Origin of the sequence: Bradyrhizobium elkanii WSM2783 (assembly GCF_000472865.1) — a bacterium.
GTDB lineage: Bacteria > Pseudomonadota > Alphaproteobacteria > Rhizobiales > Xanthobacteraceae > Bradyrhizobium > Bradyrhizobium elkanii_A.
In genome coordinates this window covers 1-24558 of the sequence record NZ_AXAP01000041.1, presented here as the reverse complement: position 1 = coordinate 24558, position 24558 = coordinate 1, and the positions used below count along the sequence as shown (strand labels likewise).

The following is a 24558-nucleotide window of genomic DNA, read 5'->3' as shown; positions in this document are numbered from 1 at the left end:
TTAAAACTTCGCTTCCTGATTCAATCTCTGAACAATCTGATTCAGGTCCTGAAGGAGTTGAATCAGAGTGCCAAGTTTCCTGCTACGCCCGGATTGCCCCGTGGGCGCAAATTTCTCAAGCGGAATAATGGCTTTACGGCTGTTCTTGGATCTTCATCCGAAACCTGAGATGCGAAGCGTCGCAACCCCACTTCCACTCTTCCGCTGCCGCCTGAAGCATGAGACATAGCGGCGGCATTCTCGGCTAAAAGATGAGCCGAAACTGCATAACCCCTTGGCTTCCGCCGGCGCTTTCCCGGTGCTATAGCCCCGAGGATAATCCGCTAGTCGCGCCCCAAAGCGTGCTGTTCCCCCAAGAGGCCCTATTCCCATGGCAAAAATCAAGGTGACCAACCCCGTCGTCGAACTCGATGGCGACGAGATGACCCGGATCATCTGGCAGTACATCAAGGACAAGCTGATCCACCCGTTCCTTGATATCAACCTGATGTATTTCGACCTGGGGATGGAGTACCGCGACAAGACCAATGACAAGGTCACGATCGATGCGGCGGAAGCGATCAAGAAGGTCGGCGTCGGCGTCAAATGCGCGACCATCACCCCCGATGAAGCCCGGGTGAAGGAGTTCGGCCTCAAGGAGATGTGGAAGTCGCCGAACGGCACCATCCGCAACATCCTGGGCGGCGTGATCTTCCGCGAGCCGATCATCTGCAAGAACGTGCCGCGGCTGGTTCCCGGCTGGACCAAGCCGATCATCATCGGCCGCCACGCCTATGGCGACCAGTACCGCGCCACCGACATCAAATTCCCGGGCAAGGGCACGCTGTCGATGAAGTTCGTCGGCGAGGACGGCACCGTGATCGAGAAAGAGGTGTTCAAGGCGCCCGGCTCCGGCGTCGCGATGCAGATGTACAACCTCGATGACTCCATCATCGACTTCGCCCGCGCCTCCTTCAACTACGGCCTGATGCGGAACTATCCGGTCTATCTCTCGACCAAGAACACCATCCTCAAGGTCTATGACGGCCGCTTCAAGGACATCTTCCAGGATGTCTTCGACCGCGAATTCAAGAAGGAGTTCGACGCCAAGGGCCTGACCTACGAGCACCGCCTGATCGACGACATGGTGGCCTCGGCGCTGAAATGGTCCGGCGGCTATGTCTGGGCCTGCAAGAACTATGACGGCGACGTCCAGTCCGACACCGTGGCGCAGGGCTATGGTTCGCTCGGCCTGATGACCTCGGTGCTGCTCACCCCCGACGGCAAGACCGTGGAAGCCGAGGCCGCCCACGGCACCGTGACCCGGCACTACCGCGAGCACCAGAAGGGCAAGGAGACCTCGACCAACTCGATCGCGTCGATCTTCGCCTGGACGCGCGGCCTCGCTCACCGCGCCAAGCTCGACAACAACCCCGAGCTTGCGAAGTTCGCCGACACCCTGGAGAAGGTCTGCGTCCAGACGGTCGAGGACGGCTACATGACCAAGGACCTCGCGCTCCTCGTCGGCGCCGACCAGCGCTGGCTGTCCACGACCGGCTTCCTCGACAAGGTCGCCGAGAACCTCACCAAGGCGATGGCGGCCTAAGCCGCCTTCCACTCGCGAAGCTCTATCACCCGTCATTGCGAGCGTAGCGAAGCAATCCATCTACCCCCTGCGGCACCATGGATTGCTTCGTCGCTTTGCTCCTCGCAATGACGGAATTTGGCAAGCGCCGCTCCAATAAGGGGATCTTATGCCGTCGCTCAGGACAGCCACGATCGCCCTTCTGGTAATGGGTTCCGCGACGGAAGCTTGCGTCGCAGACCCCCTTCCCGAGGCTATCGCTGCACCGGGAGAAGCGATCGTGCTCAGCGTTCACGCCGAAGGCGCGCAGGTCTACGAATGCAAGGCTGGCCTCGAAGGCAAGCTGGCCTGGGCCTTTCGCGAACCGATCGCAACGCTGATGGCCGACGGCAAGACCGTTGGCCGCCACTATGCCGGACCGAACTGGGAGCATGTCGACGGCAGCGTCGTACTCGGCCGGACTTCCAGCAATGCGCCCGGCGCGACACCGAACGACATTCCCTGGCTCAAGCTTGATGTGATCTCACGGCGCGGCAGCGGCACGCTGTCCGGCGTCACCACGGTGCAGCGGATCAACACCGCGGGTGGCATTCTCGAAGGCCCCTGCGACAAGGCCGGCGCGACCCACAGCGCGCCCTATTCCGCGGACTACGTGTTTCTCCGCAAGGGCTGAGCGGCCCGTCGGCAAGGGCGGTGCCGTGGAATGGGTAACCCATCAGCTTCGGAGCAAGCCGCGCGATGATGGGTTTCGCTTTCGCTCTACCCATCCTACGATTCCCTCGAATCTCACATCGATGTCGTCCCTGCGAAAGCAGGGATCCATAACCACAGGGAGGTATTGTGGAGCGAGCAACCGTTGCAGCGGAGCACGCCACAAGCGCCTGTGGGCAAGTCACGCCATCAGCGATCCCAGAAAACGGATCGCCGGGATGCTCGGCAGGAACGCATAGGCGCCGCCCCGAGTCCGGACGAACCGCGGCAACCCCTGCAGGCGGATCGTCGTGCCGGATTTGAGCGGCAGGTCGAACCAACTGGTGCCAGGATCGTTGGCGCCTGTGATCGGATCGTTCGAGCCGGTGATGCGTGGGTCCTGCAGGCCAAGATTCAGCCAATCACAGGACATGGCCTCGAACTGTGCGCCGAGACTCGCCCCAATGAAGTTGCCGAGCAGCCCCCGTTCCGGTTCGGGTTTGCTCGGATCACGAGGCTTCTGCGGATCATAGAGTGGTCCATAAGGCATCCCACGCCGAACAAGACGCCGACTGTTGTTCGCCACCCGTTGCACGATCTGGCCGCCCCGCGGGTTGCACCGCCGGATATGGGCTCCGTAGGGGCAGCGGGAGTCGCCAACGTAGTCAAAATTCGCCTGGTCCACTTTGGGATCAGGCGCATCCGGGGACAGTGCCATCGGCGTGCCATCGCGCCACCGGCCGCACAAATGGGCGGCGACGACCTCGCGCAAGGCCGCGTGACGTGACATGCCTTCGATTGACAAGGCTTTGCCGATTTTCGCTTCAGCACCGGGTGGCAGCAACTCGTCGACCTGCGGATGCTTGATCAAATCGCTTGCGGCTCGGTCGAGATACTCCTCGAAGCCGACCACATCCTGTTCCAGCACGCGAAAGGCATTGAAGGTGCCGTTGTGTCCCAATGCTTCGGGTTGAGGCACCCGCCACGTCAAACCTTCGAAGTTGGTCGGATGCCCCAGCAACACGGTGCCGAGCGGCGCCTTGGGTTGTCCGTCTTCATAGCGTTGTCCGTCGTGAACCTCCGCGAATCTCGGTTGCATGATGTTGTCGCGATACCCGAAGTGAACGACGTCCTTGGGGAAGGCGCACCCCTCAAGAGCACCGAGCAGCCTGAAGGCTTTTCCGTCAGAGAGGGCGCGCTGCTGGACTTGGTTCAATTGCGCGACCTCGTCGGCGTAGATCGTGGCGATGAGATGGATCCGCTTGGGGGCGTCGAAAGGGGTTGGCCAGGTTTCCGGCGCATTCGGCCCGACATCGCCAAGCTTCAAGGCGCGGGCGTTCATGCCCTCGATGAATTCGTTGGGGAACATTTCAAGGGAAGAATTCGGCGTGCCGAAGGCGCGCAGTCCCTCGTAGGTCAGGCCAATGTTGAAACAGGTGTCCGGCTTGGTTCTCCCCCAATTCCCGGTCGTGATCTGCGGAACATCGTCGCCGCGGCCCGACGTCGAGGCGACGAGCCAGCGCCGGGCCGCGATGCGATCGGCGACTTCAAGAATGAGGTACCGCACGCGAGGCTTGCGATAGCCACGCAAAATATTGCCCTGTATATCAGCGGCGTCGAATGCTGCGCTCACCAGCCTATCCCCAGTTGGTTGCGGACCTGAGCCGCCGAAAATCCGGGATAGGCCCGGTAGCCGCTGCCGAGCGAAACGTTCGCGTTGGCGCGGAGCTGGAGCACCACCTTGCGCGGAAGCAGGCGCAGATCGTCATTGCCGGATGCGGCCTTGTCGCCGTTCAAAGCTTCCTGGTCTCTCAGAAGATCGGTGGCCGTGTCCGGCACCTGGTACAGGTCGCGCTCGTGCACCCATTGGATGAACGCCTCGACATTATGCTCGCAGGGAATCACGGCCTCCCCTCCTTCGACAAGTTCGACCACGGCGTTGAACACGCTGCCGATCGTGGCGATGAAGTCACGAATGTAGTTGGTGAAGTCTCCGTCGTAGACGGAGAACATGCAAATATTGTCGCCGACGATGACGAAGCGCGCAAAGTGCACCGTGCCGACATTGTCCAATCCGGCATATATCGCATCCTTGTTTTGCGCGATCGCCAGCGCTGCCTTCGCTCGACCGATCGGCGACTTCTCCTTGAGCGGCATGATCAGGTTCATCATGCACTGGAGATTGTCGCCAGGCTGAATTGATTGGTGGGGACCACCGGGCAGCGGCTTCACCGGCGTGCGCCACGCCCAGTAAGGCACCAGGACCCACGACGCCAAGCGCTGGAATATGCGCGTCTCGGGCAACCCGTTCACAAACCGATCGAACCATCCTTCCGCACTTGGCACCAGCTTAACTCCACCTGAAGGGACACCCGTCGCGCATTTCACGCGAGACTTCATAAGCGCACCGGCGGGCGTGGAGGATCGGATCCCCGGAGGGCTCGATGCCAGGTACGAGACGCCAGGGATTAAAACTGATGCGTTCGCCGTCCGCGACCTGATCCTTGGCGAGATTGGTGAGCGTAAGGGTGCCCATGACGACCCGGACTCGCCTGGCCGGCCAAGGCTTTGTGGGATCGTCGAGCGCGTCGCCCGCTTCGCCGATTGTCATCATCAGCATGAACCGGGCCGGCCACCGCCGCAGGCGCTCTTCAAGTTCATGGCGCAGATATTTATCAACCGGCGTGGCAGTGGGATCGGTGGTACGGACGCCTGCAACCGGCTGCCAGGAAAAGCGAACGGGACGACATACTCCATGGGGATCTTCCACCATGAAGGTGTGGATGGCGTGATAGGCCGCGCGGGCATAGCTCACCGGGGCGCCGATCACCCCGGCTTCGAACACTGCCAACTGGGCGAACCGGTGTTGATTGGCGTAACTGAGTATTCCCGCACCGTCACTCGTGGTTTGCCTTGGGTACGGGTCGTGAGCAGGCTCCTTGAGCTGCAGCATGTCGAGAATCTTCCGCCACGGGGATTCTCTTTGAACCGGCTGCGGCCTCGCGACCTTGGTGAACTCGAAAAAGTCCTCAACATTGCGGGCGAAAAATTCGGCGAGCGTCGTAGCGATCAGGTCGGCTGCCGTCCCATCCTGCAGGTGGAAACGTGTCGCCATTCCCCGAACATCGGACCATCCATCATGCTGCTTCGGCCCCCCTTGTCCGTTGGAGAACCTCACCGACACGCGAATGCGCTGTCCCTTGAAGTGCTCTGCGATGCAATAGTTGCGCGCCACGTCCGAAGCCATGAAATAGCCGTCTACGCCCACGCCGATCGTGTGCACCGGCCTTTGCCCGGGGGCAGGCTCCGGCAAATTGGCAATGATGGCGTCGACGAGCCGCCTTGCTTCCGATGAATCGCCCATGCCCCCTCCATTGCGAACGGACCGCCATCCCGAATGCCGTTGGCGCTTGATGCGTTAGCGATGTCGATCGAATTCAGCCTGCGCCCTTCCCCAAACCTTACATTTGATCGCAAGTCGGATATGTGACGTAGTTCACAAATTAGCCGAACGAAGTGCCAAGCAATTCGGATCTGATAGCTCCAGACGGTGCTCGCGCACCGATAAAACGATGGGCTGAGTCCAGAGCCAAGCGGAGATCGTCAAACGCGATCCGGTGGCCGCATCCATTTCCGAGCGACAGGAGGCTGAACGGATTGGCTCCTTAGGTCTGGATCACTGCTACATAGTTGGGCGCTGCCATACTACTAATGGATGACCCGCTCCGCGCGGTGAACTCCCATTCATATGCCATTTGCATACGAACTAAATTGCGAGCATGCGCTTCTATCGGCCGTGAGGGCTCAAGCCATGACGAAGTACTTTTCGACGCGCATCATGACCGATGTGCTTGTAGCACTGGTATCTGTAGCGATAATCACGATTGCGGCGATATCCCTGGGCCAGCCCATTCGGGCCGGCATCGCAGCTTCTATTCCAACCCCATTCGATCTCGCGATGGAGAGGACGCTCGCAACCGCCCAACCGAGCGAACTTAACCTTGCCCGCGCGCAACCGACATGCCGACTTCGTTCCGCTCCTTTGCAATGGAACATCGACTGGCTTTTCAAGCCGCCTGTAGATCGCGGTTGATGAGAGCTCGTGAAGCAGCGGTGGCGTAGCCAGGCATCGCCATTTAGCGGCCCAGCCGCTTTTGCTTCGCTACTCAGGACAAGCGGACATCATCGGTTTGAACCAGAGCCTATGGGGGCCCGCCCTAGACGGGCGGGCTATGCATATAGTTGTTTGATGGCTGTGAGGGAGGCGGGCCTCATGGTTCTCCGAGCGATGCGCAGCATCGTCTCGAGACGCCCGCAAGCGGCGCTCCTCACCATGAGGGTCTAAGATCTCGCCGCAAAATCAGACCTCATCCTGAGGAGCCCGCCAAAGGCGGGCGTCTTGAAGGATGGGCCGCGAAGGAATCGCCCACCAAGTTCTATTTCAGATGCGATAGCCCTGCCTGAGACGGGCGGGCCTGCTCTATTTCTACCTCCACCGCATCTCACCACAGTGCCCGTGACAATCGCGAGCCGCCCCCTCGTTGGCGCTGGGACATTCGCGCCTCGTCCGGTTCTGCTTGAACTTGGTCTCAAGAACGGGTCTTTGGATGAGCCCGAATAATCGGAGCTGGGACCCGCATGTTCACCGACATGATGGAGCATTCGCAAATATGATGAACCTATTGATTTCGTTGCTTGTGTTCGCGCTGATATTTGGCGGCGCCTTGGCTGGGATGGCGGTTCGGCCGTTGTTGTCGGAACATCACCTGCAGTCGGACTCCAAGGACGTCGTAAAGCTGACCGCAGGCCTGATTGGCACACTGACCGCACTCGTACTGGGTCTGTTGATCGCATCCGCAAAAACCACGTTCGACCAGAAAGCAAGCCAGGTCCGGCAGTTGACCGCAACGATCATCCTTCTGGACGATCTGGTTACGCAATATGGATCGGAAGCAACCCCTGTCCGAAAGCTCCTGCGGCAGAGCATACCGCCGATGGCTGATCGCATTTGGCACGAGCAAGCGAACTCAAACGGGAAACCCACGCGCTTCGAGTCCAGCGTCGAGGCATGGACATTCTATGATGAACTCGAACGGCTATCGCCGAACAACGATATGCAACGTTCCCTGCAGACTCGCGCCATTGCCGCTTTCACGGAAGGCGCGCAGATGCGACTGCGGTTGTTTACGCAGGCCGGAAGTTCAATTCCGACGCCTTTTCTGATCATCATGGTATTTTGGCTGAGCGCGATCTTTGTGAGCGCCACTCTGTTCGTGCGAGCGAATATCGTCGTCACGATCGCGCTGTTCGTATGCGCGCTGTCGTTTGCCGGCGCGATCTTTCTGGTTTTGGAGCTGGATGACCCCTTCACGGGACTGATGGGGATTTCAAGCTCGACACTGCGGAGTGCGCTCCCGCCGCTGAACTCGTAAGTTCTCCACTTCGCTCGAAAACGCTCTAGGCGGCCTGCGTGCGGTGGGCCGCGTCTTACCACCAGCGCGGTTGCACCGGTTGATAGTATTGGCCGGCGCGCGGGCGCGTATTGCCAGGTTGGGGGTTCCAATTGGGCTGGAAAAAGAAGCCGAAGCCATTGTTGTTGCCCCAGTCGTTGCCGCTCGCAACCGGGACGTTGACGACCGTAGGCCGGCGCATCTTGAAGCCGCCCTGGGGCTGGTTGTTCAGCACCGCGACGAACTCGGTGCGATAGTTGGTCTCGCGGCTCAGCGGCTCATCCGAGACGATGATCGAGGATCGCGGCAATGCCGTCGGCGCGATGCGATCGAGCACATCCTGCGGGATGGTGATGCGGTCGAGCGCGTGCTTGGCGTCGTCCCCGCTGTCGATTGTGACCGCGGTCCAGTGCAGGCCCGCGTCGTTGCGCGCCATCGCGGTGAACACATGCGTGCCGATCTGCTTGTCGGGATCACGGATCGTGACCGGAACCTCAATGGTCGCATCGAACACCTCGCCTCCGTCCGGCCACTCCTTGTGAGTGTTGCGCCGCACGTAAAGCTTCTGCGTCGCGCGGCTGATGTAGACGGAGACCGGCTCGAGCGCGAGCTTCGCCTCGCTCGCCGCCTTGGCGGTGTCGGCCTTCCTGGTCTGGGCCGCTTTGGCGGCGTCCTTTGCGGCGGCGACGGCGTCGAGCTTCGACTTCGCGTCGGCCCTGGCGGTGTCGAGCTGCGTCCCTGCTTCCGTGGCCTTAAGGGCGGCCTTCTCCTTCTGCTCACTGGCCTGCGCCTTGGCCTGATCCGTATTTGCGGCGGCGAGCTTCTTGTCGGCGGATGCGAGCTCGGCGTCGGCGCGAGTCTTGAGCCCCTCCAGCTTGCGCAGCGACGCTGTGAGGGATGCTGTTTCGCGCGCCGCTGTCGCGGCGGCTTTCTTCGCCTCGTCGGCTGTCCTGGCAGCCTCGTCCGCCTCGCGGGCGAGCGCCTCGGCACGCGCCGGAGCAGCCGCGACGGCCTTCGCGTCCGGCACGAATAGCACCGGGTGAGAAAACTCGACCGGCTCCGCGTCGTTCGGCGAGATGATCACCCGCATGCCGATCCGCGTCTTGTCGAACAAATTCTCCGCAAAGTCGTAGGGCATCCGCACGCAGCCGTGCGAGGCCGCATACCCGGGCAGCGGCCCGCCGTGCAGCGCGATGCCGTTCCAGGTGATGCGCTGCATGTTCGGCATCCAGGCGTCGTCATAGAGCGTCGAGTGGTGGTCCTTGTCCTTCTCGATGACGGCGAAGATGCCGGCAGGCGTCTCGCGTCCCTTGGTGCCGGTCGACACCGGCGCGCGCAGGATCCAGCCCTCGGCGTCGTAGAAAGTGACCTGCTGGGACTTGATCGACACGATCGCCATGATCGGCTCGCCCGCATCGCGCGGCGCTGTCGCTTCGGTGGGCGGCGCGGGGCGCGCCTGTCTCGCCGCGGCGTCGGCGGTCAGCGCCGCCATCGCCACGAGCGCCACAATGGCGGACCTCCCCCAGCGCCGCGTCTCCACGGTGGATTGCGTCGTGATGAACCGATTTGCCATGCCATGTCCCGGTTGAAATGCCTGTCCGCGTCCATCGAGATCGGCGACCAGCTTATTTGACTCACCCCGATACGGCTAGACCGACCCGATGTCGGCTGCTCAGCCCGTAACCGATTTTGGCCGCTGAAGCTGGCAAGCTCCGCTCCCAGATGTAAAGCGGGCCAAGTTTGGGGCGGGCCATAACGCCGGCTTCTGACCCTGGATCATGATCCGATTAGACGGAATCGGATCATGATCTCATCTCTTTGTTTGAGCATGATCTTTTCGGAAAACCGGTTTCCACTTTTCCGGATCATGCTCTAACCGGATCTTGCTGGATGACCCAGTCGTGATGCATCGAACTCTACCATCGTGATATGTTGGCATGAAGGCACAATCGAGGGCCGAACATGGAGAAATACGGGGCCGGGTCGATTGTCGTCTCCGAATATGACCCCAACTGGCCGGCGTTGTTCGAACAGGAGTGCATGAGGATCAAGCATGCTCTCGGCTCGTTCGTCCTGGTCATCGAGCATATGGGGAGCACAGCGGTTCCAGGTCTCCCATCAAAGCCCATCGTTGACCTGCTGGTTGGTGTACCTAGCCTTGAAGAGGCAAAGGAACGTTGCATCGAGCCGTTTGTGGCACTTGGCTACAAGTACATACCGGAATACGCGTCATGGCTCCCCGGTGAGTTGTTCTTCCGTAAGGGGCCTCCGGGACCGTGGACCCACCATGTGCACTTGATGGAGCCGTCCCATCCTCGTTGGGAGGCACGTTTGGTGTTTCGCGACTATCTTCGCGCACATCCCGACGCAGCACGCGCCTACGCCAGCGTTAAGCGAGCCCTTGCTGCGTCTTCAAAAGACGACATAGAAGCCTATCGAACAGGCAAAGATATTTTCGTCGAAGAGACGACGGCCAAGGCTCGTGCATGGCGCGCGAGCCTTGGGCGTCTCCAGCGCGCAAATTGAGCACGGCGTCGGCGGCCGATGTCTCAGCCGCCGCCTTCTTGCATCGAGCATGTCAAAGCTGCGATATGCCGCCATCGACAACCAGTTCCGATCCGGTCATGAAGGAGGCATCCTCGCTCGCCAGGAACAGGGCCGCTCTGGCGATTTCCTCCGCTTCACCGAAACGATGCAGCGGGATCTCATCCTCAATTGTCGCGGCCGCTTCATTGAGTTGCTTCTCGGAAAGCCCGAGCTTGCCATGAAACGGAGTGCTGATCGGACCCGGGCTTATGGCATTCACGCGGATGCCACGTGGCGCAAGCTCTGCGCCCAACGACCGCACCAGCGAACGCACTGCCGCTTTCGTGGCCGCCAAAATGGAAAGGCCCGGTGAGCCAACTTCGTTCAGGAACGACGTCGTCATGATAATGCTTCCACCCTTGGCCAGCAGTGGAGCGACCGTCTGAACGGTGAAGAAGACGCCCTTGAAGTTCACGTTGAACTGCGTGTCGACCTGATCTTCCGTGACGGCTTCCAGCGGGGCCGCTATGCCCATGCCGGCGTTCGCGAACAGCACGTCGATACGGCCGAACGTCTCGCCGATCTGACGAACGATATTTTCAATCTCTGCCGGCTTGCTCACGTCGCCGCGCAACGCGACAACGCCGTCCCCGAGCTGACTTGCCGCCGACTGCAACCGGGCAGGATTCTGCCCGACGATGATCACGGTAGCTCCTTCGTCCCGAAACAACCTTGCCGCTTCGAGGCCGATGCCAGAGGTTCCGCCGGTAACAAGGGCGATCTTGTTCGATAGTTTCATGATTCTCTCCTGGTCCAAAGGTTTTGGGTTTGTGACCGGAGCGCGCGTTCCGTTGTCAGCAAACATGATCGTTGACCCTCGCTGCCGCAACAGAGATGATCTGTGCGGGCGGCAGAGAAAAACTTGTTCGGAGATTTATGCGGGCTCCCAACCACTTGAACGCACTCCGCGCCTTCGAGGCGGCTGCCCGGCACCTCAGCTACGTTGCGGCGGCAGACGAACTCAACGTGACGCCAGCGGCGGTGGGAAGCCTCGTGCGGACCCTCGAAGCGGTTGTCGGAGTCGAACTTTTTCACCGCTCTCAGGCTGGCCCCGCACGACTTGTTTTGACCGAAGCCGCGCAAGCTGCGCTACCCGAGCTTCAAGCCGGATTCGATCACCTGACCGCGGCCTTTGAACGTTTGAAAGCATCGCGCGGGATCGTCACGATCAATATCACCGTGCCGCCAGCCTTTGCGGACAAGTGGCTACTGCGGCGCGTCGAGCGTTTTGCGGCCGATCATCCCTTGTATGATCTGCGCATCGATACCAGCGGCCGGCTCGTTGATTTCGCGGCAGAGAGAATGAGTCTCGGCATTCGTTACGGCAGTGGTCACTGGCCAGGCCTCAAATCGACCTTCCTGTTGCGCGACGCATTTTTTCCGGTCTGCAGTCCAGCGTTGCTCGAAGGGCCGCACCCGCTACGACGCCCTGAAGACCTGAAGCATCACACGCTTATCCATGATCGTTCGATGGCGTTTGAAAATGCATTCCCGACATGGCGGACATGGCTGCAAGCAGCAGGCTTTCCGGACATCAACTGCGACCGTGGGCTGCAGATCAATGATTCAGCAGCAGCCTACCAGGCGGCGATGAATGGAAGTGGCGTTGCCCTGGGTCGGACGACACTGGTCGCCCTGGATTTGGAGACGGGCCGCCTTGTTCGTCCTTTCGGCGAAGCACTCAACTGTGAGCTTGCCTACTATGTTGTCCATCGTCCCGGCGCCGACGGCGACCCGGAAATCGTGGCGTTCAAGGAGTGGATCTGCGCCGAAGCGGAAACTGATCAAGCGAAGGTCGGCTAGTGGCTTTCGAAACAGCGATGGCGATATCAGAACTGACGACGGAATGTTCGCGTTGCGGCCACCCGGACGACAATGACTTCAGTCGGTGCGCTTGAACGACGCCGTCTTGTTACCATTGACAACCGTCAGCTCGGACGGTCTTGCCTGATCGCCGCCGGCAAATCGCAATCGCAGGTCAATCGCTGTTGCGAAGAATTCCCCGGCGGCCGCAGGATACACCGGAAGCGCCTGCTGATGCGCGAACTCGACGAGAAGGCGGTTGCCGTCACGTGCCACCATGATCTTGCCGTTCACGCTCTCATAGGTTCCGGGATACGCTACGTTTGGTACGATATCGCTGATCTCCGGAATATCTTTGAGCGCAGGCCAGCCGTATTCACGGCCTACGGCAGCCGTAACCTCGCCTCGCAACATCCAGCCCTGATTGGAATTCAGCATTACGACCGCGCCTTTGCCAATTGTGGGCAGCATCAGCATTGAGGCCACATACCCATGGTTCCAGCCGTCGTGGAAAAATCGAAAATTCTGCTCTTTACCTGCGCAAAACCAACCTAGCCCGACGAACTCCTGCCCTATCTCCTGGTCCGGAAGCTGAGGCCGAAGCATGCTGCTCACCGTCTCCGGCGCGAGCGCGAGTTTCGAAGCGTCACCGCGCAACGCGCGCATGACCTCCGCGCCGAGCAGCGCAAGATCGGCGGCAGAGGTCCAGAGTTCCGCCGCTGCCATCTCGGGATAGACGTGATAGCCTCCCTCTATCTCGGTGCCGTTCAAAGGGTGCCCCCTGGCCGCTCGTTTGACGAAAACGGAACGCGCGGGCTGTTCGTAGCCGCTATCCTTCATTCCAAGCGGATCGAGAATGAGCTCGCGCATGAGTTCCGGAAACGGCGTTCCCGTCACGTCGACGACGACCTGCTGGGCAATCGTCGTCCCGCCACCCGAGTAGCGGAATTGCGAACCAGGAAGAATATCGACCACGACCGGCTGAGTGTTCGCCGGCGGAATGCCGCGCAGGCTTTCAGGTACCGTGGGCCATGGCCCCGAAGCCGGATAACCCGGAAATCCGTGCACGGTGGTGCCGGCGGTGTGGCTCAACAACTGCCGCAGCGTGATGCGTGGTTGCCATCCGTCTTTGCCAGGCAAGTGCCACGATTTGAGGTAGTCGTTGACGTCGACGTCGAGATCTACGGTCCCAGGTCTCGGCCAGCTTCATCACGGCGAGCGCGAACACCGGCTTGCTGATCGAACCCGACTGGAAGGGCGTATTCGCTGTTGCGGGGTCGGCCGCCGCGGCGAGCGTGCCGAAGCCGCTTGCCCACGCCACCTCGAAGTTATCGATCACTCCTGCGCTCAGCGCCGGTGTGCAAGTTTGCGCCATTCTTTGATCTACTGGAGAGGGCGAACCATACTGGCCCGGAATGGTGGTCTCCTCGCGCAAGTCCGACATCACCCGATGGATTCGTTCTTCCAGGGCTGAGGTCGACATGAGGCCCATTCCCAAATTGTAGCGACGACCGAGGGTTGTAGTGGTGAACTCATGATAGTCAACAACACCTTGATCTCTAGCGGCGACGACGCAGCGGTGCCGCGCGGACCGTCATTTTCTGACCTTACTTTCTCCGGTTATCGTCAAGGACGTCGGCGAGATGTCAGTTCGTTTGGCGGCGCGCCCGCCCGCAAATGCTTCAACGCCGAGCGCGCGTGGCGTTCGGCCTTGTTGTTGCCAGTCTTCTGAATCTCCTCGATGGCCCAGAGCAACATCTGAATGGCGCCTTCGATATGTGAATTGTCCGAATCCGTCATAAAGACAGAAATGCCGATGCGTCGATTGTTGTGGGAGAAATTGCCGCCGATCAAGACGACGCTGCGCCGATTGCGGAAGCGGTTGAGTCGATTGCGGACGACGTTGGAAGCAATCGCAATTTGCCTAATTCACAAGTGTCCATTGGCGCAAGTTACAGAAAAGTCATAACAGGGATAAGTCCTTCTACGCCACCGACCGCATCCACGCTGCAAACGCTTCGATGCTGGCTTGCCGCGGGTGGTCCGGGACGTGGACGACGTAGAAGCCGTAGCCGGGCAGCGCCAGATCGTGCGCCTTCACCAGCGCGCCGCTTTCGATCTCATGGCTCACCACGACGTCGCTGCAGATCGCGATCCCCTGCCCTGCTGCGACCGCATCGATGGCGTGGATCTCCTCGCGGAAGCTGAGGTCCCAATGCTCGGTCGCGGCAGGGATATCCGGATCGACGGAGCGAGCGACGGCGAGCCATCGCGACCAGCTCGGCGCCTCGCGATCCCCGTTCAGCCAGTCGTAATGGATCAGTGGATAGTGCAGGAGGTCGGCGGCGCGCGTGATCGCCGGGCCGCCTTCGCTCAATAGCGCCGGGCTGCAGACCGGGAAGAAACTGTCGCGGAAGATTTCCCGCGCAGCCAGATCGGTCGGCATCGTCCGAGCGTAGCGGATCGCGAGATCGGCATCTCCGGCGCGCAGATTGAGCACGGCGTCAGTGCCGATGATCTCCAGCCGGATCTGCGGATACAGCTTGCGCCATCGCGGCAGGCGCGGCACCAGCCAGCGGCTCGCAAACGCGTTCGGACTGGTCACGCGCAACGTGGTCCTGGCGGTCTTCGCCGACACCGCGGTGACCACGGACGCGAATGTATCAAAGCCGTTCCGGATTACTGGAAATAGCCGCTCGCCCGCATCCGTCAGCGCCAGCGGTCGCGGGCGCCGGCGAAACAACGGCCGTCCGCAGATCTCCTCGAGAATCCTGATCTGATGGCTGATGGCGGTCGGCGTGACGCCGAGCTCGGCCGCCGCGTCCCTGAAGCTCAGGCGTCTGGCGGCGGCCTCGAAGGCGCGAAGGGATCCCAGCGGCGGAAGCTTTCTCATGCCCGCAGTCTAGATGAATCCAATTCATCCAGCGACTGAGATATTCGATTTTGCCGCGACTAAAGTGCCGTGAGAGCATTATGGCCGCCGCCCTCATCAATCGGACCCAAACATGCGGATCGATCATTCTCCTGTCATCGCGCACTATCTGGAGGCCATTGCCGCCCTTGCTCCTGGTGTCGCCGAGTTACGCGAGCAGTTCGATCGCGACCGCCGGCTCTCTCCGGCGATGTTCGCGGCACTCGCTTCCGCCGGGCTGTTCCGGCTGTGGCTTCCCAAGGCATTGGGCGGCCCGGAATTGTCGCCGCTCGAATTCATGGCGGTGGTCGAGCAAGTCGCGATGCTGGATGGCTCGCTCGGCTGGATCGTCGGCAATGGCGCAGGCATGAGCCGGATCGGCGGCTACGTCCCCGAGCCGACCGCGCGCCGCTGGTTTTCCAATCCTGGCGCCTTCATCGCGAGCGCGACCGGCGCCATCGGCGAAGCGCTGCCGTCAGATGGCGGCTACCGCGTCTCCGGGCGCTGGCCCTTCGGCAGCGGCGCCCACGGAGCGACGCTGTTCATGGGTCTTGCCGCTGACAAGACGAATGGCGAAAGCCGGCTCTTGTGTTGCTACATGGACCGCGAGGCCGTCGAACTTGACGACACCTGGCAGGTATCGGGTCTGCGCGGCACCGGAAGCTGTCACTTCCAGGCGCGGGATGTGTTCGTGCCTGCCGCGCACACGCACAGCTTTCTGGAGCCAAGCCCATCACAGCCCGGCCTCATGTTCCGCCTGCCGCCCGCAACCCTGTTTCCCTGGACGATCGCGGCCGTCCCGCTCGGGATCGCCCGTGGCGCCATCGAGACCTTCGTCACCCTCGCCGAAAGCAGATCCCGCAGCGGCAGCTCCGCCGTGCTTCGCGACCGCGAAACGGTGCAGGCCAGCGTCGGGCGAGTCGAAACGCTGTACAGGTCGGCGCGGGCCTTCCTTGCCGACGCGATCACGGACCTCATGGCGGACGCCGAGCGTGGCGAACCATCGACGAGCGCACGCGCCGCTTATCGCACGGCATGCACGAATGCGGCGGAGAGCGCATCGCGCATCGTCCATCTGCTCGCGGCGGAGGCAGGCGCGATCTCAGTCTTCGAATCCTGCCCGCTGGAGCGGGCGCTCCGCGACATCCAGGCCGCAAGCCAGCACGTGGCGATGAGCCCGAACAATTACGTCGTCTCCGGCCGCATCCGCCTCGGCCTCGATCCCGGCACGGCGAGACTTTGAAGTGCTCAAGGAGCTGGCGCACCGCTCGTGATGGTGGGCACGCTTCCACCTTCACTCGTTGAGCTACGGCAGACAAGTCGCTTTGCCCACCCTACGACGTCGGCGCAGGCCTGATTCAAATTTCAAACAGCGGGCCTGTAGGATGGGTAGAGCGAAGCGAAACCCATCGCGATGGAGCAAGCGGCACCAAGGATGGGTTTCGCTTCGCTCTACCCATACTACGTCTGAGTCAAACAGCGGATGTGAGTCCGCGTTCTCGCGGCGCATTGCGCCCGAGCTTTGCGTTCGTTTCACCCTCTCATCGAACAGAGGGCGCAGGGAAAGCCGGGTGCCGGTTGCACCCATGGGTCCCGTGCAACAAAAAGCACGGGGGTAGGACCACAGGTTCAACCGAAGCATTCCGGCTTTCCCTGCGCGATGGTTTACGACTTACTTCGTGCTCTCCCCGGTGACCGGGCTCTTTTGCCACCGTCACTTCACAAGAAGCTTAGCGCCAGCGTCGGGGCGCCAGGACCACACGACTTCGCCGTCCGCTGATGTTGCGTTCGTCGCTCGCAACAGCCGCGTCCACCGCATCTCACCGCAACGTTCGTGACGATCGCGACCCGCCCCTCTCTCGGGTGAGACGCGCGGAGTTAAATCACTGATTTGCCCGACGGCGAAAGCGGATTATTTTTCGTGCGAGGGATGGACAGACTTTCGGTGATTTGCCCGTCGGGTTGATTTGTCGCGCCCAAAGCGGCCACATCGTCGTTGCGCTCGAAGCGAAGCAGGCCGTAGCGAAAACAGGATGCCGGTTTCAAAGGTTCAGCCGCTTGGACCCGCCAACGTCCACTTTCAGATGCAAAGCGGGCCGAGCTTGGAGCGGGCCGTATCGTCGGCTTCACTGCTACGTCGCCTATTTGCTCCTATCCGACCAACGCAACACTCGACCCAGCGTCGGCTGCAAAGGGTGGGTCGGACGTGGCCAGACGCAACCAATCGCCGCAAATGACCCACGGGGTTTGAAGGAGATTAGCAACCTTCGCTACGACAGCCCGTTATATTGGCATCACCGGCAAAAACACGGGGGCTCCGTAGGCGCCCGGTGGCTGAGAGACCGATTGCGCTCCCGCCTGCACAACATGGAGGAGCGCATGATCAAGCGTCGTCGCTTCAGGAACACGACTTTGGAAGAAATGCTCGCGGACCAGGCACAGCGTCTGGCGAGGCAGGCCCAGGGCATCCCGCCCGGCTACAAGAGACAGCGACTTGTTCGCAAAGCTCGGCAAGCCGAAACAGCTTCTCACATGATTGATTGGATAATGTCGCCCGGACTGCAGCCGCCGAAGTAAGAAGGCCGCCTCAGTAGGCGGCCTCCTTCATTTCGAATGTTACCTGTTGGCCCTTCTCAGACTCGTGGGTCCGCTTTGCACCAAGAGCCGCCGCTACGCGAGCCGCGCCTGACCCAACTCCGAGAAAGAGGTAAAATGCCTCAGGGTTACATCCGAGGAGCAACAACATGATCCTACAAATCCGTGAGCTAGTTCCGACCAGGATCGACTGGTGTGTCTCCGCGATCATAGGCAACACGATGCCGCCCCGAGATCCTGATGACGACGAAGAGGACGCGGACGACGACCAGGATGACGAAGAGAACGGAGCCGACGAATCGCCGGTCATCCGCGAGCCAGACGAAGACTAAGCAGGATGCGTTAGTATTGGCATAGCCTGAACTTCGGAGAGCATGATCCGCAACCAATATGCGGTGCGCGGCCTCGGCTTCCAGGGCACCAACCAACACAAATGGGCGACGGTTCTCGGCGGAGCGACCTCTCGGCGTTCACTGGTGCAGGAGACTAGCATGACCCTCATATGGCTTGGTGTGCTGTTTGTTTTCGGCGGCGTGCTCCAGATGGTCTTTCAGCCAATCTGGCGAGGTCGATTAAGCGGCGGAAGGCTGCTTCGCTCCGGGCGTGACACACTGGAACCAGAAAGACCGGGTAGCGGCTTCGAAATCAAAGCCAATTGGCCTGGACTTGCGCTGGTCGCGCTCGGCGGTGCTTTCTTGCTGGCCGGAGCTGTCATCTGAGCTGAAACGAACCTCGTTAACGTCTCGGGCATGGCGCGCACCTCAGTGCTGTAGCCATGTATCTTCTTGGACCAGGAGCGGACACGAGAGGGGATTTCGCCTGTCAAGCTGGGGATTCCGGCTTTCTGTCTGGACGCTCAATAAGTTCATATATGGGAACGTGGGTGCATTCCGACCACGATTCCAGCGCGGCTCCGCAGACCGCGCAGATCGCGGCACCCGTATGCGGCATCAAGAACTTCTCTTCGGTACGCCTGTACTCGGCGCCGCAATTGCATTGAACAATTGTCGCCATGCTCCGAGTATGCGCTTGGGAATGCGAATTTGCTATCGCGAACGCCACAACAAGAATATCGTCCCAGCATACGAGGGGCGCCTGGCGGTCGCTTGGCGAGCCATCCTTATTTTGACGTCGATCCAAGTGACGGAACGCAGCACATCTTCGTGAAGTGTCAGTGCTCCTTCCGCGTTTCTCCGGCCGTCAGCCAAAATCCAGTGCTATAAGAAGGGGTATGGTTTTGTTTGCGTCGGCTGTGGGGCGGGACAATGCCAATCAATCGGCTGTTGAAAAACAAGTGCGCGCCGGAAGAAATCGAGCTCTTGAACAAGGCCTTCAACCACGCTCTCAACTTGCTGGGCGTGGTTGATCGTAACGACCCGTTTTGCGATATGGTCGCTCGCAAGGTTATCGACGTCCGCGCGACAGGCATTAGCGAGCCGCGAGAGATCGCGGAATTGGCTGTTATCCGGATTGGCCTTCGGTAAGGCCGCGTCAGTCGGCAGCCTCTTTCATTTCGCCATTTCGCGAATGTCGCCTGTTGGGCCCATGGCCGAAGATCGCGACGTCGGCTCGTTGCGCGGTCAACCGGGGCTCTTAAGACAGTCAGTTGGCGCACCGGGTCGGCGGTCCAGCCTGGACGATCGCTCGACTGCCGAATTCGCATAGTCGCCTGCCCGCACTCTGATAATGCCGACGCTGTTGGAGGTCGCCGGCATTCTGACGCCCAGCCGCCCCGCGACCAGCGTATGACGTAAACTTGCTGAACCTGCGCCTCCCGACTTTTCACGGAGGATGCACAGTACGATCCGAATGTTCTTGTAAGGAAAGGACATCCCATGCACCCAGCAATCATGGCCGTGATGGCGGCTACTCAATTGGTGACGCCCATTTCCGAGGCCTTCCCAAAACTCAATGTCGAAGCTACCTGCAGAGGGTCGGTGGAAGCGGATAAGGCGATGGGTTTAGCCTTACCTCAAACCTTCGATAAGTGTATGAGCGATGAGAACTCAGCGCGTCAGCAATTGGACACGATTTGGCTTTCGTATTCCCCGACCATCAGAGTCCAGTGTGAGGGAGAGGCGACGGCCGCCGGCGACCCCAGCTATGTCGATCTCTTGACCTGTCTGCAGATGAGCAATGGATCGATCACGACCTCGACCACTGCTTTGAGGGGCGCGAGCAGAAAGAAAAAGGCGCCGAACTAGGCTGTGTATTGCGGCAGCGAGGAAACGTCGATCCCTAAAGCGGGATGACTTTTCTTCGAATCGTCATCCCGCTTTAGCTCTTTATTTGAGAGCATGATCTTCTCGGAAATCCGCTTCACACTTTTCCGGATCATGCTCTAGCTTCGCCAAAGGCGATCCAAAACCATAGCCCTGACCAAGTTTCCGACGCCGGTCCAACGGCCAAGCCGCGATTTGGTGCGCAAAATGCTGACGTCTTCAGCATCCGAACTCGCCACGAAGATCTTTCGCGCTTTGATAAATCGCCAGCTCAGCGGATTTCGCTTTTGAAACACCATCTGAACGTCATCTTGCAAGTATCCGGACAGGACGACGGGTGGCGGGGCGAACACTTCCGGCAATGTCGCGGACAAATTGCTGTCGGTCAGAACTTTCCATCGCGAGTGTCCGCCCATGAGCGGTGACCGCAAGCTGAATACCACTCGCCCTATCCGGGTTTCGCGGATCGCATAAGAACACATCGCACAAGGCTCAACGGTTGAATAGAGCGTGCAATCATCGAGGCTGGTCGCACGGAGCGTCTTCTGGGCTAAGGCAATTGCAACCATTTCGGCGTGTCGCGTAACGTCACGTTCGACCTTGACCATGTTGAGGGATTCGCAAACGAACTGGCCTCGCCGAGCGATGACGGCCGCAAACGGGTATTCCCCGCTTTGACCCGCGGATTGGGCGAGAGCGATGCAGCGACGCATCATGATCGAATCTAACTCTGGGTCAGACATGCTCATGGGTGCCAGCAGACGCTTGCGCAGTTTTCTCCCACCTCGTGAACGATGTGTCTGCAACGTTCACTTGGTTGTCGCGAGGCTGCACCAAAAAGGAATGCTCCGCCTCTTGATTGCGTAGTTGGCCGCTTTGACTACACGAACCCTGCAAAACTAATGTTAGGTTCGCAGTGTTGACTATGCAGATTCGGAACGTCCAAGCCCCAATTGCGCGGCGCTTGCACGAGTCATGGGTTGGCACCAGCGCTTCTATTTCGTTATCCTCGGCCTTGTGGGCGCAGGCGGCGTTGGCGCCGCAGGTGACAGATTGAACGTCAGCCAGATGTTCCAGCCCGCTGGCCGATTTTCATTGGCGAATTCGCCGTAGGCCTTCAGATTGAGATAGCCCTGCATGTCGCCGACCGGAAAGATATAGCCCAGCTGCGGTCCGGCGCCGACCACCCGCGACTGGAAGCAGCCGACACGATTGCCGGAGCCGCTGTCACAGCCGAGCTGCTGGTAGACGTAACCCACGAGGCCGACCTGCCACTGCTTGGTCAGGAATTGCGACACGCCCCAGTCGAGGTGCATGTCGACGCCACTCTGATATTGCGTAGCGGGGTTGATGAAGTTGTAGGTGAATCCAAGCACCGCCGAAGCTTCGTGCCCAGTCTTCGGGTCGAAATAGGTGTAGCCGCCGCCGGCGTCGATCGCCCAGTGCCCGAGCCCCAGATTTGCAAGGCGGGATGACTCGTAGGCCCCGACCGGAATGTCCCCGGTGATGTAGGTCATGTAGTTGTGAACGCCGGAATTCCACTTCAACTGGAAGAACGGGATCAGATCGCCAAATGCGGTTAGCGAGCTATCGATGCTGTCGAACCGCGAGAAGGGGAACGCGCCGCCCGGCGTCGTCAGCGTTCCCGTGAGTTGTCCCGCAAGTGATGTCGAGTTGTTGCCGTAAGCTGTTAACAGGACGGCAGAGGCCTGCGCGCCCAGCACGGGTGTCTCAAAAGTGTAGGTAGGGGCCACCAAGCCGAGATTGGCGGTTGCGTTGACCCTGGCGTTGACGGTGGCCGTCAGATTTGCGGGAATGCCACCGATCGTGATCTCCCGTGCCCGCGCCACGTCACCGCCGGCAGAAACCTGCGTGCGATAGTAAATCGAAGTTATCGACCAACCCGGCTGTTGGGGGGTAGCCGCGAGGCTACCGAAGAAGCCGGGTATCCAAAAGCTGATGCCGCCTTCATCGGCCCGCGCCACATCATAGGGAAGCACAAGTAAGGTCGCAATTGCCGCACTCAACCGGCAGACAAAACCGGCCGTCGATATCGATTTCCCGCCCTTCATCCGCCAAGCCCCCCTTTTATTCCACCGCTCCTCCGTCACAGCCGAAGAACGATCCGGCATGCGAGGGACCGGAAACGAGGAAACGCTACCACAGCGCGTCTACGTGTGATCGACGCTTTCGCAACCTGTGCATCCTTAGCGAGAGACTGTGCCTTCCATGTCACAATTTCCTGGCTGAAAATACTTGGTGGTTTTGCCGATTCTGCATAGCGCCGCTGATTTGCGCCTTACGAAAACTGTTTGAAGAATGACCGTCAGAAGTTTCGCTGAACGCGAAGCTCCAGATGGACAGCATCCTGGTCCTTGAACTCGTAGCGCGTCGCAGGCTTCGGAGCTGCCGCCCCGAGGACCGCAGAGCCTTGGAATTTCTGGTCGAGGTGAAACCACTGCACTTCCGCCGAGAAGGTCAGGTTCTTGACGGGTGTCCAGCGGGTCACCGTGCCGAGTTGCGAGACGTTGAAGTCGGGATTGCAGACATAGTCGGCGCTCACCGCCTTGGCCGGCGTGGTGTAGTTGGCGCAGATGAATGCCTTGGCCGTGCCGTCGTAGCGGACCACCGAATAGCTGCCATAGAGGCTCGTCGACCAGTACGGATCCCAGTTGTGATTGAATGCGCCGCGGACGCCAAAGGCCTCGGTCAGATGCAGCGATCCGTCGCCGCCGGCTGCGACCGGCAGGTAAACCGCATCGGTGGTGGCGCCGAAGCCGATGCTCTGATAGGCCGCCGGATTGCTGGAGCCGCCGAACATCGCAAAGCTCGGCGAGGTCGAATCCGTTCCGATGATGTATTTCGTGGCTCCCTTGGCGTAGCTCGCATCGAGCTTGATGTCATCGGCAGTGCCGGTCGGCAGGTTCTTGATTTGCAGGGCGGCCATCACCGCGCCACCCCATCTGGTGTCGGGGTGACCGCTGATCTCCGACAACGCAGTCGGCGCCGCACCCGGCAAGCCGACTGCGCCGGCCGGCGCGCCAGCGGTGTTGAGGACGTTGTAGGAGGCGTTCACCTCATGCGCCGCTGCGGAAATCTGGAACAGGCCCCAGGCCTGATCGACGCGGATATTGCCGACGACCTCGGGGGCATGAACGCCGGCATAGGCGTTGCCGGTGTTCAAAGTGGCATTCAGCGCCAGCGACAGATTGTAGACGGCGGTGCGGTCCCACACGGTAGGATCGTCAAGTCCGATGCTGCCGGTCACGCCGTTGCCGAAGTCCGCGGTGTACTGGATGTTGTTGGCACCGCTATTGTCACCGCTTTGGCCACCCAGCAGGAACGACGAGTTGTTGCCCGGCGTGCCCTGCCAGGGCGACGCATAGGCGGACGCTGACTTGCCGAAGGTGAATCCCGCGAACTGGACGAAGAGATCATAGATGGCGACATAGCCGCCGCCGGGGGTGTCGAGCAGGTTCGAGTTCGCGACAGGAAGCGAGCCGTTGATCGAGTTCGGGTTGAAGGTGCTGCCCCCCAGCGTGGTGAACTGGAATTTGCTCGAAGCGAAGGTGCGGACCACGCCATATTCGGTGGCGGTGCGGGTATCGACCGTCAGCACCATGCGCGAGCGGTCGACGAAATAATCGAAATAACGGTTCCGCTGCCCAGCATCGCCATTCCACGCCGGCTGGCCGTGGGCGGCGCCGCCGTTGAAGGTGACGTCGGCACGCACATAGCCGCCGAGCTTGATGCAGGTGTCGGTGCCCGGAATGAAGAAGAAGCCCGCGCCGTACAGCGAGCAGGCCTTCACATATTCGACGGCCTTCGCCTTGACCGGCAGATCCGCAGCCTGGGCGCCGCCGATGGCCATCAGGCCGGCCATTATTCCGAGAACGAGATTCCGCGCCCTTTTCATTCCGGGGCTCCTTCCCGTGACTCATGCAGGTGCGTGCAACCAAGAGTGAATCCAAGACGGTCGGCAGGCAATACGTGCCGATGAGCCGCATGCAACTGGTTGGCCGGCTGTGATTTTTCTGCCACGCTGGCGGCATCCCCGCTGTCGTCCCCGCGAAGCGGGGACACGCGACAAACGCCTGTGGTTACGGGTCCCGGGTCCCCGCTTCCGGCTCGATTCCAATCCCGACGCCATGCGGACGCGGCGCGAGACGGTCGAGCATCCCTTCGGCACGATCAAAGCCCGTATGGGTGTGACCCACTTCCTGATGAAGCGCCTACGGAATGTAGCCGCTGAGATGGCGCTGCATGTTCTCGCCTATAACCTCACACGGGTGATGAACATCGTCGGCAAACCGAGCCTGATTGCAGCCATCCGCNCTGCCTGAAGGTCGGAAAGTGCGTCCAAAAGCGCAATACCGCGTCGCATACCCACTTTAGCCGTCATTGGACGATCCGANGCGAGAACATCGGCCGCCTGCAATGATTGGCGACTACGGCCGCGTGCCGACCTATCCTTTGCACACAACCAAGGTGGAGTCGAGATGTGGCGCGGTGGCTTTAGGCTACACATATCTGTTGCCGCCCCTTTCGTCTGGCGGTGCCTTAGTGGTGTAGCCGTGACTCCGTTTCCACATCCCGCTCGTCGAACCGGACAGGCAGATCTCCCGCATCCGGCTCTCGGACAAGACCTCACGCCTTCGCCCACGGCCGGTCGCGGCCAAGCGCGGTTAGACGTACGAGCCCAAAGTGCCCGTAAAGGTGCGAGAGTGGATAGGTCCC

Annotated in this window: 23 protein-coding genes and 2 pseudogenes; 13 read left to right on the top strand and 12 right to left on the bottom strand. The window is 60.6% G+C overall.

Annotated features, from left to right (window positions below):
- Positions 1 to 370: 370 nt before the first annotated feature.
- On the top strand, positions 371 to 1585 hold the full coding sequence (locus YY7_RS0129485; protein ID WP_028166370.1) for an NADP-dependent isocitrate dehydrogenase: 1215 nt from the start codon (positions 371 to 373) through the stop codon (positions 1583 to 1585).
- 187 nt (positions 1586 to 1772) lie between these two features.
- Complete coding sequence (locus tag YY7_RS0129480; protein ID WP_245287455.1) at positions 1773 to 2237, top strand: DUF3455 domain-containing protein; 465 nt, start codon at positions 1773 to 1775, stop codon at positions 2235 to 2237.
- Between the two features lie 219 nt (positions 2238 to 2456).
- Here the strand turns inward: YY7_RS0129480 and YY7_RS0129475 are convergent, their stop codons facing one another.
- Genes YY7_RS0129475 through YY7_RS0129465 form a run of 3 tightly spaced genes read right to left on the bottom strand, consistent with a single transcriptional unit; the run spans position 2457 to position 5618 of the window.
- Positions 2457 to 3887 carry a Dyp-type peroxidase gene (locus YY7_RS0129475; RefSeq protein ID WP_028166368.1) on the bottom strand — a complete coding sequence of 477 codons (1431 nt, stop codon included), beginning with the start codon at positions 3885 to 3887 and terminating at the stop codon, positions 2457 to 2459.
- Positions 3884 to 4600 carry a hypothetical protein gene (locus YY7_RS0129470; protein ID WP_155255369.1) on the bottom strand — a complete coding sequence of 239 codons (717 nt, stop codon included), beginning with the start codon at positions 4598 to 4600 and terminating at the stop codon, positions 3884 to 3886. The genes YY7_RS0129475 and YY7_RS0129470 overlap by 4 nt, the downstream gene beginning before the upstream one ends.
- Before the next feature lie 4 nt (positions 4601 to 4604).
- Positions 4605 to 5618 carry a catalase gene (locus YY7_RS0129465; protein WP_028166366.1) on the bottom strand — a complete coding sequence of 338 codons (1014 nt, stop codon included), beginning with the start codon at positions 5616 to 5618 and terminating at the stop codon, positions 4605 to 4607.
- Between the two features lie 447 nt (positions 5619 to 6065).
- Between YY7_RS0129465 and YY7_RS0129460 the strand changes: the two genes are divergently transcribed.
- Positions 6066 to 6347, top strand: coding sequence for a hypothetical protein (locus YY7_RS0129460; RefSeq protein WP_155255368.1), 282 nt, complete (start codon positions 6066 to 6068; stop codon positions 6345 to 6347).
- A gap of 448 nt (positions 6348 to 6795) precedes the next feature.
- The gene (locus tag YY7_RS0129455; protein WP_155255367.1) at positions 6796 to 7686 is read left to right on the top strand and encodes a DUF4239 domain-containing protein; all 891 of its coding nucleotides are present in this window, start codon (positions 6796 to 6798) and stop codon (positions 7684 to 7686) included.
- Between the two features lie 55 nt (positions 7687 to 7741).
- On the opposite strand, the gene YY7_RS0129450 is transcribed toward YY7_RS0129455, so the two are convergent.
- The gene (locus YY7_RS0129450; RefSeq protein ID WP_028166363.1) at positions 7742 to 9277 is read right to left on the bottom strand and encodes a L,D-transpeptidase; all 1536 of its coding nucleotides are present in this window, start codon (positions 9275 to 9277) and stop codon (positions 7742 to 7744) included.
- Between the two features lie 389 nt (positions 9278 to 9666).
- Between YY7_RS0129450 and YY7_RS0129445 the strand changes: the two genes are divergently transcribed.
- Complete coding sequence (locus YY7_RS0129445) at positions 9667 to 10230, top strand: GrpB family protein (RefSeq protein WP_028166362.1); 564 nt, start codon at positions 9667 to 9669, stop codon at positions 10228 to 10230.
- Between the two features lie 52 nt (positions 10231 to 10282).
- Here YY7_RS0129445 and YY7_RS0129440 read toward each other — a convergent pair whose 3' ends face one another.
- Positions 10283 to 11095 carry an SDR family oxidoreductase gene (locus tag YY7_RS0129440; RefSeq protein ID WP_245287453.1) on the bottom strand — a complete coding sequence of 271 codons (813 nt, stop codon included), beginning with the start codon at positions 11093 to 11095 and terminating at the stop codon, positions 10283 to 10285.
- A gap of 89 nt (positions 11096 to 11184) precedes the next feature.
- Here YY7_RS0129440 and gcvA point away from each other — a divergent pair, with 89 nt between their 5' ends.
- Complete coding sequence (gene gcvA, locus YY7_RS0129435) at positions 11185 to 12093, top strand: transcriptional regulator GcvA (RefSeq protein WP_245287452.1); 909 nt, start codon at positions 11185 to 11187, stop codon at positions 12091 to 12093.
- Positions 12094 to 12171: 78 nt separating this feature from the next.
- On the opposite strand, the gene YY7_RS53170 is transcribed toward gcvA, so the two are convergent.
- The 4 genes and pseudogenes from YY7_RS53170 to YY7_RS0129420 all read right to left on the bottom strand — a co-directional run bounded on the left by YY7_RS53170 (position 12172) and on the right by YY7_RS0129420 (position 14986).
- Positions 12172 to 13233, bottom strand: coding sequence for a serine hydrolase domain-containing protein (locus YY7_RS53170; protein ID WP_051396992.1), 1062 nt, complete (start codon positions 13231 to 13233; stop codon positions 12172 to 12174).
- A 67-nt stretch (positions 13234 to 13300) separates the two neighbouring features.
- A pseudogene (locus YY7_RS64500) lies at positions 13301 to 13468 on the bottom strand (serine hydrolase); the annotation flags it as partial.
- Between the two features lie 251 nt (positions 13469 to 13719).
- On the bottom strand, positions 13720 to 13947 hold the full coding sequence (locus YY7_RS53165) for a hypothetical protein (protein WP_035691221.1): 228 nt from the start codon (positions 13945 to 13947) through the stop codon (positions 13720 to 13722).
- A 130-nt stretch (positions 13948 to 14077) separates the two neighbouring features.
- Positions 14078 to 14986 (bottom strand): LysR substrate-binding domain-containing protein, encoded by a 909-nt coding sequence (locus YY7_RS0129420; RefSeq protein WP_028166359.1) that lies wholly within the window; start codon positions 14984 to 14986, stop codon positions 14078 to 14080.
- Positions 14987 to 15098: 112 nt separating this feature from the next.
- Here YY7_RS0129420 and YY7_RS0129415 point away from each other — a divergent pair, with 112 nt between their 5' ends.
- From YY7_RS0129415 to YY7_RS0129380, 6 genes are all read left to right on the top strand, one after another.
- The gene (locus YY7_RS0129415) at positions 15099 to 16247 is read left to right on the top strand and encodes an acyl-CoA dehydrogenase family protein (protein WP_028166358.1); all 1149 of its coding nucleotides are present in this window, start codon (positions 15099 to 15101) and stop codon (positions 16245 to 16247) included.
- A 1136-nt stretch (positions 16248 to 17383) separates the two neighbouring features.
- Positions 17384 to 17581 carry a hypothetical protein gene (locus tag YY7_RS0129410; protein WP_028166357.1) on the top strand — a complete coding sequence of 66 codons (198 nt, stop codon included), beginning with the start codon at positions 17384 to 17386 and terminating at the stop codon, positions 17579 to 17581.
- 167 nt (positions 17582 to 17748) lie between these two features.
- Entirely contained in the window at positions 17749 to 17931 is a 183-nt protein-coding gene (locus YY7_RS53160; protein ID WP_035691218.1) for a hypothetical protein, read from the top strand.
- Between the two features lie 159 nt (positions 17932 to 18090).
- The gene (locus YY7_RS0129395; protein WP_028166356.1) at positions 18091 to 18318 is read left to right on the top strand and encodes a hypothetical protein; all 228 of its coding nucleotides are present in this window, start codon (positions 18091 to 18093) and stop codon (positions 18316 to 18318) included.
- A gap of 546 nt (positions 18319 to 18864) precedes the next feature.
- Positions 18865 to 19083, top strand: a complete 219-nt coding sequence (locus YY7_RS0129385; RefSeq protein ID WP_051396991.1) for a hypothetical protein — start codon at positions 18865 to 18867, stop codon at positions 19081 to 19083.
- Between the two features lie 351 nt (positions 19084 to 19434).
- Positions 19435 to 19803 carry a hypothetical protein gene (locus YY7_RS0129380; protein ID WP_028166354.1) on the top strand — a complete coding sequence of 123 codons (369 nt, stop codon included), beginning with the start codon at positions 19435 to 19437 and terminating at the stop codon, positions 19801 to 19803.
- A gap of 137 nt (positions 19804 to 19940) precedes the next feature.
- Here YY7_RS0129380 and YY7_RS56870 read toward each other — a convergent pair whose 3' ends face one another.
- The 3 genes from YY7_RS56870 to YY7_RS0129360 all read right to left on the bottom strand — a co-directional run bounded on the left by YY7_RS56870 (position 19941) and on the right by YY7_RS0129360 (position 23737).
- Positions 19941 to 20537, bottom strand: a complete 597-nt coding sequence (locus YY7_RS56870; protein WP_283807025.1) for a nucleoside deaminase — start codon at positions 20535 to 20537, stop codon at positions 19941 to 19943.
- Between the two features lie 279 nt (positions 20538 to 20816).
- Positions 20817 to 21893: a SphA family protein gene (locus YY7_RS0129365; RefSeq protein ID WP_080663900.1), complete on the bottom strand. Its 1077-nt coding sequence runs from the start codon at positions 21891 to 21893 to the stop codon at positions 20817 to 20819.
- 254 nt (positions 21894 to 22147) lie between these two features.
- The gene (locus tag YY7_RS0129360; RefSeq protein ID WP_028166352.1) at positions 22148 to 23737 is read right to left on the bottom strand and encodes a porin; all 1590 of its coding nucleotides are present in this window, start codon (positions 23735 to 23737) and stop codon (positions 22148 to 22150) included.
- Positions 23738 to 23945: 208 nt separating this feature from the next.
- Between YY7_RS0129360 and YY7_RS0129350 the strand changes: the two are divergent.
- Positions 23946 to 24164: pseudogene (locus tag YY7_RS0129350) on the top strand (transposase); the annotation flags it as partial.
- Positions 24165 to 24558 lie beyond the last annotated feature (394 nt).

Excerpts from the sequence above, each read along its gene's own strand:
- YY7_RS0129445 (WP_028166362.1), top strand. The coding sequence starts at position 9,667 with ATGGAGAAATACGGGGCCGGGTCGATTGTCGTCTCCGAATATGACCCC.
- YY7_RS0129460 (WP_155255368.1), top strand. The coding sequence starts at position 6,066 with ATGACGAAGTACTTTTCGACGCGCATCATGACCGATGTGCTTGTAGCA.
- YY7_RS0129440 (WP_245287453.1), bottom strand. The coding sequence starts at position 11,095 with ATGTTTGCTGACAACGGAACGCGCGCTCCGGTCACAAACCCAAAACCT.
- YY7_RS0129450 (WP_028166363.1), bottom strand. The coding sequence starts at position 9,277 with ATGGCAAATCGGTTCATCACGACGCAATCCACCGTGGAGACGCGGCGC.
- YY7_RS0129480 (WP_245287455.1), top strand. The coding sequence starts at position 1,773 with ATGGGTTCCGCGACGGAAGCTTGCGTCGCAGACCCCCTTCCCGAGGCT.
- YY7_RS0129465 (WP_028166366.1), bottom strand. The coding sequence starts at position 5,618 with ATGGGCGATTCATCGGAAGCAAGGCGGCTCGTCGACGCCATCATTGCC.
- YY7_RS53160 (WP_035691218.1), top strand. The coding sequence starts at position 17,749 with ATGATCCTACAAATCCGTGAGCTAGTTCCGACCAGGATCGACTGGTGT.
- YY7_RS0129385 (WP_051396991.1), top strand. The coding sequence starts at position 18,865 with ATGCCAATCAATCGGCTGTTGAAAAACAAGTGCGCGCCGGAAGAAATC.
- YY7_RS0129380 (WP_028166354.1), top strand. The coding sequence starts at position 19,435 with ATGCACCCAGCAATCATGGCCGTGATGGCGGCTACTCAATTGGTGACG.
- YY7_RS0129395 (WP_028166356.1), top strand. The coding sequence starts at position 18,091 with ATGACCCTCATATGGCTTGGTGTGCTGTTTGTTTTCGGCGGCGTGCTC.
- YY7_RS0129420 (WP_028166359.1), bottom strand. The coding sequence starts at position 14,986 with ATGAGAAAGCTTCCGCCGCTGGGATCCCTTCGCGCCTTCGAGGCCGCC.
- YY7_RS0129485 (WP_028166370.1), top strand. The coding sequence starts at position 371 with ATGGCAAAAATCAAGGTGACCAACCCCGTCGTCGAACTCGATGGCGAC.
- YY7_RS0129410 (WP_028166357.1), top strand. The coding sequence starts at position 17,384 with ATGATCAAGCGTCGTCGCTTCAGGAACACGACTTTGGAAGAAATGCTC.
- YY7_RS56870 (WP_283807025.1), bottom strand. The coding sequence starts at position 20,537 with ATGATGCGTCGCTGCATCGCTCTCGCCCAATCCGCGGGTCAAAGCGGG.
- YY7_RS0129365 (WP_080663900.1), bottom strand. The coding sequence starts at position 21,893 with ATGAAGGGCGGGAAATCGATATCGACGGCCGGTTTTGTCTGCCGGTTG.
- YY7_RS0129360 (WP_028166352.1), bottom strand. The coding sequence starts at position 23,737 with ATGAAAAGGGCGCGGAATCTCGTTCTCGGAATAATGGCCGGCCTGATG.
- YY7_RS0129415 (WP_028166358.1), top strand. The coding sequence starts at position 15,099 with ATGCGGATCGATCATTCTCCTGTCATCGCGCACTATCTGGAGGCCATT.